The following is a 12,485-nucleotide window of genomic DNA, read 5'->3' as shown; positions in this document are numbered from 1 at the left end:
CCGGTAATCACCGGGTTTCCAAACCGCTAAAACAAAAAAGGCGCCAGACTGTTAAATCTGGCGCCTTTCGAAATATGGGGTGGACGATGGGGATCGAACCCACGACAACGGGAGTCACAATCCCGTGCTCTACCAACTGAGCTACGCCCACCATATTGCGTAACAAAAAAGCCAAATGTCTTCTTTGTTGAACCCCACCAGGCCAAAAGGCATGAATGAAGCTTTAATTGGTGCGGATGAAGAGACTCGAACTCTTACGCCTCGCGGCGCTGGAACCTAAATCCAGTGTGTCTACCAATTCCACCACATCCGCAGATGAAGCTTTTAAAGCAAAGGCGCCAGACTGTTACATCTGGCGCCTTTCGAAATATGGGGTGGACGATGGGGATCGAACCCACGACAACGGGAGTCACAATCCCGTGCTCTACCAACTGAGCTACGCCCACCATATCGCGCTACTTGTGCCAAAGCTGCCTAATGGCGCACCCGGCAGGACTCGAACCTGCGACCATCCGCTTAGAAGGCGGATGCTCTATCCAGCTGAGCTACGGGCGCCTTATTAATCTGTACTCTTAAAGGACTACAAACTAAGTGCTTTCCAGCGTTGCAGAACCTTAATTCCGCTTCACCTTCTTAACCAGTGCTAGGCTGTGCCCGACAAGTGCGACGAATAGTATAGAGCGCTCCCAAGGTCGTCAAATCCTTTTTGAAAAAAATTCATTTAATTAAAGGAGTTAGGGGAATTTGCTGACCAAGCGCCTTTGCCCTCACCGCCTGACATGCGAGAATGCGTTCTCTTTTTTTCCCCTCTCGATGGTTAATCACGCGCAATGACTGCACAACTAATCGACGGCAAATCGATCGCCGCCAGCCTGCGCCAGCAGATCGCCAAACGAGTTGCCGAGCGTCGCCAGCAAGGCCTGCGCACTCCCGGCCTCGCGGTGATCCTGGTCGGCAGCGATCCTGCCTCTCAGGTTTATGTCTCGCACAAGCGTAAAGACTGTGAAGAGGTCGGTTTCCTCTCTCAAGCCTACGACCTGCCCTCCGAAACCACTCAGCAAGCGCTGACCGACCTGATCGATCGTCTTAACGACGATCCGGCAATCGACGGCATCCTGCTGCAACTGCCACTGCCCGAGCACCTGGACGCCTCCAAACTGCTGGAGCGTATCCGCCCGGACAAAGACGTCGATGGCTTCCACCCTTATAACGTCGGCCGTCTGGCCCAGCGTATTCCGCTGCTGCGCCCATGCACCCCTAAAGGCATCATGACCTTGCTGGAAAGCACCGGCGCTGATCTTTACGGGATGGACGCCGTTGTCGTTGGCGCCTCCAACATCGTTGGTCGCCCAATGGCAATGGAACTGTTGCTGGCCGGCTGCACCGTGACAGTCACCCACCGCTTCACCAAGGATCTGGCTGGCCATGTGGGTCGCGCCGATCTGGTGGTCGTGGCCGCCGGCAAGCCTGGCCTGGTCAAAGGCGAGTGGATCAAGGAAGGCGCGATCGTGATCGACGTCGGCATCAACCGTCAGGAAGACGGCAAACTGGTCGGTGACGTCGTGTACGAAACCGCCCTGCCTCGCGCCGGCTGGATCACTCCAGTTCCGGGCGGCGTCGGCCCGATGACCCGTGCCTGCCTGCTGGAAAACACCCTCTACGCGGCAGAAACCCTGCACGCATAAGGCATATTTTGCGCAGTACGAGAACCCCGCCCTGTGCGGTAATGCTGTTCACTTAAGCGGAGCAGCCTTGCGATCCACCGGAAACCGGGTTTTTGAGATCTTCACCGTCCTTGGCCTCGAAGGCCTTGGACGGTGATCCAGAAACAGCCCGCCAACGCCTTTTCTAAGTTCCGCCAACCGTCTACCCGTCGCTGAAACAGGATTGGCCGCTGCCATTACGATCAACTGCACGGCGATGTACTGGCAAGCCGGCTTGAAACGGATGTCCGACGGCGCTCGACCAAACGCGACTGCTGCCTGACTTGCCTCCCGACGAATCACGTTGTAAGCCAGCAACAACCCCCACACTTCCTGGTAGATCAAATCGACCTTTTTGCTGCGCAAGGTCATTGCGTTTTGCTGCATTGAGCTTTTGATATCCCTGAAGCCCAATTCGATTTCCCAGCGCTCCTGATAAAGCTTGGCAACAGACTTGGTGCTGTAGATCTTGGCCGGCAACGACGTCATGACTGTTTTTACTTTGCCTTGAATTTCATAACTGACTTCACGCGCCTCCCAGTGTGTAGGAAGAGTCGGATTTCGCTTTCTGGCTTGCGGCGACACTTTCATACGCACCAAACGATCATGCTGGTTGTAACGGGCTACCTCCTCGCAAACCAATCCCTTTTTTGCCGGAATCAGCCAATGACGGTGACTGCCGTCGCCGCTCAGGCTGAGCATGAGATCGGCGCTCCAGAACCCTTTATCGAATAGCGTCACGGAGTGGTCGGGGATCTGCTGCAAAAACTCATCGGCCAGACGCATTTCGCTGCGTCGGTAAGGGCTAAGCTGTGCATCCAGGATCAGGTGTGAACGCACATTCATCAGCGCCACCAGGCGCAGCATGGGAAAGGGAGTCTGGCGGTCGGTCGAGGTGTTTCCAGAACCGAAATGGTCTCGCAACTCCGGTGTATCCGGCGTGCGCAGAAGCGCACCATCGACTGCAAATACTTGCAGATCCTGCCAGGCATCATCGGGATAGCGCTGCGCGCCCCATTGAGTACCCGTTTTGCGAAACAACCACTCAACCGGGTCGGCCCCCAGCCGCTTGCGGGCTTCGGATACACCGCTACGGGCCAATAGATGGTCAGAAGCCAGACCTTGGGCGCAGATGTTCAAACGTCGGGCGACCTCATGAACGGGCTCGTCGCGAAACAATGCCATGCCGAGCACCAGCCAGAGCACTTGGTCGGCAGGCAAGCGACGCCGTCGGATAGTGGCCTGGCTGGACAGATCCAGCGCAGACGCGACCCACTCGATGGGAATATTTTGAGTGAATGTGCTCAAGTCACAGAAGTTGAAAAGGTCGCCGAGGTCGAGCAAGTCCTGTTGAACAGACATAAAAAATCCGATGCCAGAGATCTGACATCGGATTTTCGAAGAAGCCCGGCGAGGATTCAAATGCTTAAGTGAACAGCATTACGCCCTGTGCGGGGTTTTTTGTGCATGAGAAAAAACACTAACCGTTCGCCGGAAACCCCTCTTTTTACAGGCCTTTTCACGAGATTTTCAGGTCGTTCAAACAACCATCGACAGTTCTTCAGCCATACTCCTAAAATGCGACGCTTTTAAGAAATAACCCGTTACAAACTAACGGAATATCCAACCTTTATGAGTTCGCCCGCGTGAAAATTCGTCTTTCGATTCTGAGCCTGTTTTTTGCATTTGCAGGCACATGCATCACGCCAACAATCAACGCTGCGGAAACCACCACTGCCCCTCGCGACGCTTCGTCACTGAAGATCGCTTCCGGCAGCGCACTGCTCATGGATATGCAGACCAACAAAGTCATCTATTCCAGTAACCCTGACGTGATCGTTCCGATCGCCTCCGTCAGCAAGCTGATGACCGGACTGGTAGTGGTAGAAGCCCGACAGAACATGGACGAATGGATCGATGTCGATATCAGCCACACGCCGGAAATGAAGGGCGTGTTCTCCCGAGTCAAACTCAAGAGTGAACTACCGCGTCGCGAGATGTTGCTGATTGCCTTGATGTCCTCGGAAAACCGCGCGGCTGCCAGCCTCGCGCATCATTACCCGGGTGGCTACGCAACGTTTATCGCGGCGATGAATGCCAAGGCAAAAGCACTGGGCATGACCAGCACTCACTTTGTCGAGCCGACCGGCCTGTCGCCGCGCAACGTATCCACCGCGCGTGACTTGAGCAAATTGCTGATAGCAGCGCACAAGCAACCGCTGCTTGTTCAGTTGACCACCACCAAGGAAAAAACCGTAGCGTTCCGCAAACCCAACTACACCCTGGGTTTTCGTAACACCGACCATTTGGTGAACAAGGACAACTGGAACATCAAGATTACCAAGACCGGCTTCACCAATCAGGCCGGGCATTGTCTGGTGCTGGTGACGAGCATGGGCAATCGCCAGGTGGCGCTGGTGATTCTTGATGCATTCGGCAAATACACGCATTTTGCCGATGCCAGCCGTATCCGCAGTTGGGTTGAGACGGGCAAGAGCGCCAGCGTTCCAGCGGTAGCTCAACAATACAAGGCCGATAAAAACCTCAAGAGCCGCCAAAGTGGCGTGGTTGAAGCCTCCAAGTAAAATGTATAAAAACAAAAAGCCCCGAATCTTCGGGGCTTTTTTCATCTGGGCGCGTCAGTCGTTAGGCAACGGCATCTTGTCATCGTCAGGAATGCCATCGCCCCTGCTCGGATCCGGTGCCAGCCCAGGCGCCACCAAGGGCCGGGCCATTGGATCGCGCATCGGACTGTCCGGATCGAGCACCGGATCAACGTCCTCTTCAGGCGTCGTCGGCACGCTGTCAGGCTTTTGGTCATCGAAGCTTGAATCGGTACTCATACGCACCTCACATCAAGGTTTCAGATCGGCTAAAGGGTCGTAGGGTTTGCCCGGCTTCTTGTCGTCTTCACCGGGTTTCACATCTTTTGGCGCCTTGGCGGGGCCAATGGGATCGACTTGCGGATCGGCAACATCCGGCGAATCCGGGTCGAATCCCAGGTCATCGCCTGAGGAATGTTCGGAAGAATGCGGGCCTTGCGGGGATGGGGAATCTGTCATGTCGCCTCCTGATCACCCGTGAACAACGGGTTATAACTGTCAGAGGCTTGCCGGGCCCAGTCGTGCCCGGCAGATGACGAACGGAAAATCAGTGTGCAGCCAGAGCCTTGCGCGCCTGCGCGGCTTCCGGTTCCTGACCGGCCCGGGACAATTCATCAGCGGCCTTGAGCCAGCGTTGACGATCAACTGCCGCCGGAATCTGCGAAGGCTTCTGGATCAATATCGCCCAGCCACCGGCCTTCTCGAGCGCCGATTCAAAAGCACTGAAGCTCATCAGCTCCCGACGGTTCATGCCGGCGCGCAGCAGCACCTTCTGTTTATTGCGGTCATAGCCGGAAAGAATCGCGTAGCGCGGCTCTGCCCAAAATGCCGAACCCTCGCTGAAACGCACCATCACCGGATAGCCCGCCGCGACTTGGGTCAGCAAGGCAGGCAGGTTGTTTTCCAATGGATACACGACCATCCCGTATTCCCGGGCAAGGTTCTGAATATTCTCTTGCAGCCTGTCCTCGGCACCCGGCAAATGCAGGGGTTTTTCCAGCAGCCCCGGAGTAATCACAATGCCTTGCTGCGACAACAGGCTGGCCAGCACTTGCGGCCCGGACTGATTGGCTTCACCCCGGTAGAACGTGCCGCTCAGCTCGACCCGCTCCGGCAGACGCTTGATCTGTGGCGCCACACTGCCAGCACAGCCGACCATCACGGCCACGCAACCCGCCACCAGCAGCGCCGCACGAATTCGAGAAAATACCTGCACCATTGTCACTCTCTGTTCAGACACCGGTCATCGTGTTCCGGCAAGGTTGACGATCATAGGACGGCACAGGGCTGCGGTATAGCCTTAAACCGCAGACACATCGATTGCATAGAGCGAACTGATTAGTCATCACCGACCTTTGGTCAATAGGCTGAAACACCGCATTGACTAGACTGTCACTGAGACAGAGCGAATTGAAAAAGTGAGTGCCCGATGCAGGGCAAAGAGGAGGCACTGATGAGCCTGACCATGACCATCGTAATGTTGATTGCCGGCTGGCTGGCCGTTGCTGCCGCCATGCTGTGGGGCGTGCTGCGGATTGCGCGACGTCATCACCCTACGGTTCAGTCTGCCGCGGTTGAAGAACCCGCGAAGCACCGCGTACGTCACGCGACTGCACATTGAACGCTGCGTGAAACAAAACCCGTGCAGAAACGAAAAAGGCCGCCTGAACCTCGTAGTTCAGGCGGCCTTTTGGCTTTCAGCGTTTATGCCTGTTCAGCCAGTTTCTTCTGCCGAGAGCGACGCGACATCATGTTCAGCACTTCAATCGCCGCCGAGAACGCCATCGCTGCATACACATAACCTTTCGGTACGTGGGCGCCGAAGCCTTCGGCGATCAGCGTCATGCCGATCATGATCAGGAAGCCCAGGGCCAGCATCACCACCGTCGGGTTGTCGTTGATGAACTTGGCCAGCGGATCAGCCGCAAACAGCATCACCAGCACCGACACCACCACCGCAATGATCATGATCGGCAAATGTTCGGTCATGCCGACCGCCGTAATGATGCTGTCGATCGAGAACACCATGTCGAGCATCAGGATCTGGCCGATGGCAGCGGCAAAGCCCAGGGTCACCTTCGAGGTGGCCGACTTCGGATCTTCCGGCGCCGGATCCATGCTGTGGTGAATCTCGGTTGTGGCCTTCCAGACCAGGAACAGACCACCGGCGATCAGGATCATGTCCTTCCAGGAGAAGGCGTGGCCGAGAATTTCGATCACAGGCGCGGTCAACTGCACGATGAAGGCGATGGTGCTCAGCAATGCCAGACGCAGAATCAGTGCCATGCCAATACCGATACGACGAGCCTTCTGCCGATGTTGCTCAGGCAGTTTGTTGGTCAGGATCGAGATGAAGATCAGGTTATCGATGCCGAGCACGATCTCCATGACCACCAGTGTGGCCAAAGCAACCCAGGCGGTGGGGCTGGCGGCGAGTTCTAACAGATATTCCATGGGTCAGTCCTGATTCTGTGTAAGACGATTTAGATGGTCTTGGAGGAAGATTCGGATTTTTCCGCGCCTTCTTCCGGGGTTTCTTTTTTCTCGATCAGCCCGCCAGTGGCGTCGCTCAGCGCTTGTTCAGCAGCTTTTTGAGTATCGTCGATGGCTTGCTTGGCGCTTTCAGCAGCCTTGCCCATCAACTGCTGGGCGCTTTTTTCGGCCTGATCGCAACCGGCCAGAACCAGTAAAGACGTAAACATCAACGCAGGGAATGTGTATTTCATGAGATTTCCTTGGAATGAACAGACAGGGTCAAAGACCGGCCGTCGATGGCTGGGCATTCTAGGGAGGTAAACACTTCAGGAAAATTCGTATTTTTAGCGGCTATACTTCGGTTTTTACGAACCTGAACACATCACCTACTACCAACCCAAACACATTTCTACTGTAGGAGCTGCCGCAGGCTGCGATCTTTTGATCTTGTTTTTAACAATCAACATCAAAAGATCGCAGCCTGCGGCAGCTCCTACACAGGGGGGACGCGAGCCGATGCTCAATTACCGACAGCTGCATTACTTCTGGGTTGTAGCCAAGACTGGCAGCATCGTGCGCGCCTGCGAGCAACTGAACCTCACGCCACAGACCATCAGCGGGCAGATTTCCCTGCTCGAACAAACCTATGGCATCGAATTGTTCAGACGTGTTGGCCGGCAACTGGAGCTTACCGAAGCCGGGCGCCAGGCCCTGCCCTACGCCGAACAGATGTTTCAGCTCGGCGGCGAACTGGAGCTGATGCTACGCGCCCAGCCCAACGAACAACAAATCCTGTTCCGCGTCGGCGTTGCTGACGTCGTACCGAAATCCATCGTTTATCGCCTGATCGCACCGACCATGGAGCTCAACGAGCCACTGCGCATCACCTGTCGCGAAGACAAACTCGAACGCCTGCTGGCCGATCTGGCCATTCAGCGGCTGGATCTGGTGATCTCCGACAGCCCGATGCCGTCGCACCTCGACATCAAGGGCTATAGCCAGAAACTAGGGGAATGCGGGATCAGTTTTTTCGCCACCGCCGAACTGGCTGCGCGCTACGGGCAGGATTTTCCGCGCAGCCTGCACGGTGCTCCGCTGTTGATTCCCGGGGCGGAAACCGTGGTGCGCAGCCGCTTGCAGCGCTGGTTCGCCGAGCAGCAGATCCAGCCGCAAATCGTCGGCGAGTTCGATGACAGTGCCTTGATGCAGGCATTCGGCCAATCCGGCAGCGGGATTTTTATCGGCCCGAGCGTGATTGCCGAAGAGGTCACACGCCAGTACGGCGTCGAGTTGATTGGCCAGACTGACGCGGTGACCGAGTCGTTCTATGCCATTTCGGTGGAGCGCAAGGTCAAGCACCCCGGCATCGTTGCGATTACCGAAGGTGCCCGACGCGAGCTGTTTACGACCTTATGAAGCGTCTGCGCACATTTCGCGCGGCTTGAGCGTCATCAGCACCATGGCAAGGAACACCGACAGCAGAATGAACCCGGCAGCGGCGAAGCCGAGGAAGCCCAGACCCGCGCTGTCGATGACCCGGCCACCGATCATCGCACCCAGGCCAATGCCGAGGTTCGCCCCGGCAATATTCAGCGAGGCCGCAAAGGCTGGCGCTTCTGGCGCGGCTTTCATCAGGCGCACATGGCTGACCAGGAATAACGCGGCCTGAGTCACGCCCCAGATGCCCATCGCCACCGCCAGGCCCACGGTTGAATGAATGTTCGGCACCAGCGAGACCATGCCGGCAATCATGAACGCACAGAACAACACCGACGCCCCCAGCGGATGCCGATCCACCGCACGACCGCCCAACGAGTTGCCGAGCAAACCGACCGCGCCGAAGCCCATCAGGCACCAGCCAACTACGGTGCCGTTGAAACCGGCAAGTCGCTCAAGGATGTCGGCCAGATAGGTGTAGGCGGTAAACATGCCGCTGAACACCAGAATCGAAAGCACGATGTGCCCGATCATCAACGGGCTGCGCAGAATCTTGAACTGTGAGCGGAAGCTGACCTGATGCTGGTGCAGATCGGTTTTTGGCAGGTAGACAAACAGCAACAGTGCCTTGGCAAACGCGATAAACGCCAGAATGCCGAACGCACTGCGCCAGCCGAACGCGTCAGAAATCAGCGTGCCGACCGGAATGCCGAATACCGTAGCGCAAACAATGCCGAAGCCGATTTTGGCAATCGCGCGACCCGCATGGTCCGGGCCGACGATGTCCACGGCCGTCTCGCTGGCCAATGCCCAGAACACCGGCAGCCCAAGCGCCGGGATCAACCGGGCAATCGCCATCACCCAGATATTCGGCGCCAATGCCCCCACGGTATTGGCCAGGCCAAACATGATCAGGATGGTGATAAACAGTTTGCGCCGCTCGAAGCGAGCAAAATACGCGGTCAGGAACGGACCGAACATCGCCACGGTAAAGGCGAACAACGTCACCAGCAGACCGGCTTGCGGGATGGTGACCGCAAGGTCGCGGGCAATTGCCGGCAACAGGCCGACAATGACGAACTCCGTGGTCAGCACCGTGAAGCCGGCGGCAGACAACAGAAGGATGGGCAACAGCATGGGAAACTCCAGCAAAACGACGACACCAGCGATGACCGGAAGGCCCGCTGGCAGAACTTGAAAATGAGGATGGAGAATCTTAACAGAGTGTTTCCAGCCTGACTTGCACAAAACTGCCGACTTTGCGATCCATCCGGCGGCAGATCGTCACACGCCTGAAGGATAGAGCCTACGCTGTGATAAAGTCCGCGCCCTGAAAAATGTACAGCCTGTTCAACGTCGAGTTTATCGACGTTGACATACGCCAGCCCTTTCGGCTCGTGACGGTGGCCTGCCCCGATTCTGCCATCGCCGTCACGCAGCCTTGCACCCTATAAAAAATCAGAGATGCCGTTATGACCGCTTCTTCCCCTTCGCTGTTGCACCGCCTCAAGAACCTGAGCCTGGTCACGCAGATCCTGATCGGCCTGATTGCCGGTATCGCCCTGGCGATGTTTGCCCCGGACGCGGCGAAAGCCAGCGCATTTATCGGCAAAGTGTTCGTTTCGGCGCTGAAAGCCGTGGCACCGATTCTGGTGTTCGTGCTGGTAATGGCCTCGATTGCCAATCACAAGCATGGTCAGGAAACTCACATTCGACCGATTCTGTTTCTGTATCTGCTGGGCACGTTCGCCGCAGCGGTTGTCGCAGTGGTTGCCAGCATGGCGTTTCCGTCGCACCTGGTGCTGTCCACCGACAACATTGCGGTGACCGCACCGGGTGGCATCACTGAAGTGTTGCAAAGCCTGTTGCTAAGCGTGGTCGACAACCCGGTGACCGCGCTGATGAACGCCAACTTCATCGGCATTCTGGCGTGGGCCATCGGCATGGGCGTTGCGATTCGCCATGCCGGCGATACCACGCGCGAAGTGGTAGGCGACCTGTCCAACGGTGTCACGCTGATCGTGCGCGTGGTGATTCGCTTCGCACCGCTGGGCATTTTCGGTCTGGTGGCTTCGACCCTGGCGACTTCCGGTTTTGGCGCGCTGATCGGTTATGCGCACCTGCTGGCCGTGCTGCTGGGCTGCATGCTGTTCGTGGCGCTGGTGATGAACCCGCTGATCGTGTTCTGGAAGCTGCGTCGCAACCCGTACCCGCTGACCCTGAAGTGCCTGCGTGAAAGCGGTATTACTGCATTTTTCACCCGCAGTTCGGCAGCGAACATTCCGGTCAACCTGGAACTGAGCAAGCGTCTGGGCCTGCATGAAGACACTTATTCGGTGTCGATCCCGCTGGGCGCGACCATCAACATGGCCGGCGCGGCGATCACCATCACCGTACTGACCCTGGCGGCGGTGCACACCCTGGGCATTGCCGTGGATATTCCGACCGCGATCCTGCTCAGCCTCGTTGCGGCGATCTGCGCGTGCGGTGCATCGGGTGTGGCCGGAGGTTCGCTGTTGCTGATTCCGCTGGCGTGCAGCCTGTTTGGTATTCCGAGCGAGATTGCCATGCAGGTGGTGGCGGTCGGTTTCATTATTGGTGTGCTGCAGGATTCGGCGGAGACGGCGTTGAACTCGTCTACGGATGTTTTGTTCACCGCAGCAGCCTGTCTGGGTGAGGAAGAGAAGGCCCAACGCGCCGCATAACCGCCTGCCCCGGTGGGAGCGAGCCTGCTCGCGAAGGGGGCGGATCAGTGGACATCGATGTCGCCTGACACACCGTATTCGCGAGCAGGCTCGCTCCCACAATGAAAAATAAAAAGCCCGCCAAGGCGCAAACCTTGTCGGGCTTTTTTGTTGCCGGGTGTTTTAGAACGCGCCCATGTAATCGCGCTTGCCCACTTCAACACCGTTATGACGCAACAGCGCATAAGTCGTGGTGACGTGGAAGAAGAACTGCGGCAGACCGTAGGTCAGCAGATACGCCTGACCGCTGAAGCGCTTCTCTTTCGGCGTGCCCGGACGGGTGACGATTTCGATGCCTTCCTTACCGTTGATTTGCTCGGGTTTGATCTCGCCGATGAATGCCAGAACCTTGGCGATCAGGGCTTGGAGCTCAGCGAAGGTGGTTTCAGTGTCGTCGTATTTCGGCACTTCGACTTCCGCCAGACGCGAGGAAACGCCTTTGGCGAAATCCACGGCGATCTGCACCTGACGCACCAGCGGGAACATGTCCGGGTACAGGCGCGCTTGCAGGAAGGCGTTCGGGTCGATGTTTTTCTCGGTGGCGTGGGCTTCAGCCTTTTTCAAGACATCGCTCAGAGCGTTGAGCATTTGTTGAAAAACCGGGACGGATGCGGCGTACAGGGAAATGGTCATGGCAGTCTCGTGGTAGTGGCTGGGTGGAACGTGGGGGCGATTATAGCCATGCTTGATGACCACACGGCTTGCCTTTTGTTTGGCAAGGATTACGCTAGGCGCCTTCGACTGCTGAGGGAACGCGCGATGACCACTGAACCAGAATCCACCTTCGACGAGCCACGGCTCAACGCCACGGAAATCCGTATCCTCGGCTCGCTGATCGAGAAACAGGCGACCAGCCCGGAAACCTATCCATTGACCCTCAACGCGCTGGTCACCGCCTGTAATCAGAAAACCAGCCGCGAACCGGTGATGAACCTGACCCAGGGCCAGGTCGGCCAAAGCCTGCGCGCACTGGAAGGTCGCGGTTTTGCCAAACTGGTGATGGGCAGTCGCGCCGACCGCTGGGAGCACAAGGTCGACAAGGCGCTGGAACTGGTGCCGGCGCAGGTGATTCTGACGGGATTGATGTTTCTGCGCGGCCCACAAACGATCAACGAACTGCTGACCCGCAGCGGGCGCATGCATGACTTCGAAGATGCCGAGCAGGTGATGCATCAGCTGGAGCGCCTGATTGCGCGCGGGCTGGCGGTGCTGATTCCGCGTCAGGCCGGGCAACGTGAAGATCGTTACACCCATGCGCTGGGTGATCCGGCGGATATCGAGGCGATTCTGGCGGCGCGGCAGCATCCAGGCGAACGCGGTGCGGGGGGCGCAGTTTCTGTGGAGCGCATCGAAGAGCTGGAGGCGCGGATTGCGGCGCTGGAAGAACGCCTGGCCCGTCTCGAATAACCCCCCGTACTGTTTGTAGGAGTGAGCCTGCTCGCGATAGCGGTGTGTCAGTCACATCTTATTTGAATGACACACCGCTATCGCGAGCAGGCTCACTCCTACAAGGGGTCTATGCA

At 57.3% G+C, this 12,485-nt stretch carries 14 protein-coding genes and 4 tRNA genes; 6 read left to right on the top strand and 12 right to left on the bottom strand.

What is annotated here, in order from left to right; translation table 11 throughout:
• Window positions 1–75 precede the first annotated feature (75 nt).
• From ATI02_RS05425 to ATI02_RS05410, 4 genes are all read right to left on the bottom strand, one after another.
• A tRNA-His gene (locus tag ATI02_RS05425) sits at window positions 76–151 on the bottom strand.
• Window positions 152–228: 77 nt separating this feature from the next.
• Window positions 229–313, bottom strand: a tRNA-Leu gene (locus ATI02_RS05420).
• A gap of 57 nt (window positions 314–370) precedes the next feature.
• Window positions 371–446 (bottom strand) — tRNA-His (locus ATI02_RS05415).
• 32 nt (window positions 447–478) lie between these two features.
• A tRNA-Arg gene (locus tag ATI02_RS05410) sits at window positions 479–555 on the bottom strand.
• Window positions 556–830: 275 nt separating this feature from the next.
• Here ATI02_RS05410 and folD point away from each other — a divergent pair.
• A complete protein-coding gene (gene folD, locus ATI02_RS05405) occupies window positions 831–1,685 on the top strand; it encodes a bifunctional methylenetetrahydrofolate dehydrogenase/methenyltetrahydrofolate cyclohydrolase FolD (protein WP_095189943.1) in 855 nt (284 codons plus the stop codon).
• Between the two features lie 48 nt (window positions 1,686–1,733).
• On the opposite strand, the gene ATI02_RS05400 is transcribed toward folD, so the two are convergent.
• A complete protein-coding gene (locus ATI02_RS05400; RefSeq protein ID WP_100845672.1) occupies window positions 1,734–3,065 on the bottom strand; it encodes an IS4 family transposase in 1,332 nt (443 codons plus the stop codon).
• 284 nt (window positions 3,066–3,349) lie between these two features.
• Between ATI02_RS05400 and pbpG the strand changes: the two genes are divergently transcribed.
• Window positions 3,350–4,288 carry a D-alanyl-D-alanine endopeptidase gene (gene pbpG / locus ATI02_RS05395; protein ID WP_100845671.1) on the top strand — a complete coding sequence of 313 codons (939 nt, stop codon included), beginning with the start codon at window positions 3,350–3,352 and terminating at the stop codon, window positions 4,286–4,288.
• A 54-nt stretch (window positions 4,289–4,342) separates the two neighbouring features.
• Here the strand turns inward: pbpG and ATI02_RS05390 are convergent, their stop codons facing one another.
• The 3 genes from ATI02_RS05390 to ATI02_RS05380 all read right to left on the bottom strand — a co-directional run bounded on the left by ATI02_RS05390 (window position 4,343) and on the right by ATI02_RS05380 (window position 5,525).
• On the bottom strand, window positions 4,343–4,546 hold the full coding sequence (locus ATI02_RS05390; protein WP_100845670.1) for a hypothetical protein: 204 nt from the start codon (window positions 4,544–4,546) through the stop codon (window positions 4,343–4,345).
• 12 nt (window positions 4,547–4,558) lie between these two features.
• Complete coding sequence (locus ATI02_RS05385) at window positions 4,559–4,765, bottom strand: DUF6021 family protein (RefSeq protein ID WP_095191905.1); 207 nt, start codon at window positions 4,763–4,765, stop codon at window positions 4,559–4,561.
• 88 nt (window positions 4,766–4,853) lie between these two features.
• Window positions 4,854–5,525 carry a C39 family peptidase gene (locus tag ATI02_RS05380; protein ID WP_100845669.1) on the bottom strand — a complete coding sequence of 224 codons (672 nt, stop codon included), beginning with the start codon at window positions 5,523–5,525 and terminating at the stop codon, window positions 4,854–4,856.
• A gap of 234 nt (window positions 5,526–5,759) precedes the next feature.
• Between ATI02_RS05380 and ATI02_RS32260 the strand changes: the two genes are divergently transcribed.
• The gene (locus ATI02_RS32260) at window positions 5,760–5,927 is read left to right on the top strand and encodes a hypothetical protein (RefSeq protein ID WP_167394868.1); all 168 of its coding nucleotides are present in this window, start codon (window positions 5,760–5,762) and stop codon (window positions 5,925–5,927) included.
• An 83-nt stretch (window positions 5,928–6,010) separates the two neighbouring features.
• Here the strand turns inward: ATI02_RS32260 and ATI02_RS05370 are convergent, their stop codons facing one another.
• Together ATI02_RS05370 and ATI02_RS05365 are read right to left on the bottom strand one after the other, a co-directional pair.
• Window positions 6,011–6,760, bottom strand: a complete 750-nt coding sequence (locus ATI02_RS05370; RefSeq protein ID WP_100845667.1) for a TerC family protein — start codon at window positions 6,758–6,760, stop codon at window positions 6,011–6,013.
• A gap of 29 nt (window positions 6,761–6,789) precedes the next feature.
• On the bottom strand, window positions 6,790–7,032 hold the full coding sequence (locus ATI02_RS05365) for a hypothetical protein (RefSeq protein ID WP_100845666.1): 243 nt from the start codon (window positions 7,030–7,032) through the stop codon (window positions 6,790–6,792).
• A gap of 265 nt (window positions 7,033–7,297) precedes the next feature.
• On the opposite strand from ATI02_RS05365, the gene nhaR reads away from it, so the two are divergent.
• Window positions 7,298–8,197 (top strand): transcriptional activator NhaR, encoded by a 900-nt coding sequence (gene nhaR, locus ATI02_RS05360; protein WP_095191910.1) that lies wholly within the window; start codon window positions 7,298–7,300, stop codon window positions 8,195–8,197.
• Here nhaR and ATI02_RS05355 read toward each other — a convergent pair.
• Window positions 8,192–9,355: an MFS transporter gene (locus ATI02_RS05355; RefSeq protein ID WP_100845665.1), complete on the bottom strand. Its 1,164-nt coding sequence runs from the start codon at window positions 9,353–9,355 to the stop codon at window positions 8,192–8,194. The two genes, nhaR and ATI02_RS05355, sit on opposite strands and share 6 nt — an antisense overlap.
• A 335-nt stretch (window positions 9,356–9,690) precedes the next feature.
• Between ATI02_RS05355 and sstT the strand changes: the two genes are divergently transcribed.
• Window positions 9,691–10,923: a serine/threonine transporter SstT gene (sstT, locus tag ATI02_RS05350; RefSeq protein ID WP_095191912.1), complete on the top strand. Its 1,233-nt coding sequence runs from the start codon at window positions 9,691–9,693 to the stop codon at window positions 10,921–10,923.
• Between the two features lie 162 nt (window positions 10,924–11,085).
• Here the strand turns inward: sstT and ATI02_RS05345 are convergent, their stop codons facing one another.
• On the bottom strand, window positions 11,086–11,595 hold the full coding sequence (locus ATI02_RS05345; protein ID WP_100845664.1) for a DUF1993 domain-containing protein: 510 nt from the start codon (window positions 11,593–11,595) through the stop codon (window positions 11,086–11,088).
• A 126-nt stretch (window positions 11,596–11,721) separates the two neighbouring features.
• Here ATI02_RS05345 and ATI02_RS05340 point away from each other — a divergent pair, with 126 nt between their 5' ends.
• On the top strand, window positions 11,722–12,369 hold the full coding sequence (locus ATI02_RS05340) for a YceH family protein (RefSeq protein WP_100845663.1): 648 nt from the start codon (window positions 11,722–11,724) through the stop codon (window positions 12,367–12,369).
• The last annotated feature ends 116 nt before the right edge of the window (window positions 12,370–12,485 follow it).

The organism is Pseudomonas baetica (genome assembly GCF_002813455.1).
Lineage (GTDB): Bacteria > Pseudomonadota > Gammaproteobacteria > Pseudomonadales > Pseudomonadaceae > Aquipseudomonas > Aquipseudomonas baetica.
Note: the sequence above shows the minus strand (reverse complement) of the source record. Positions and strands in the feature narration are given on the sequence as shown.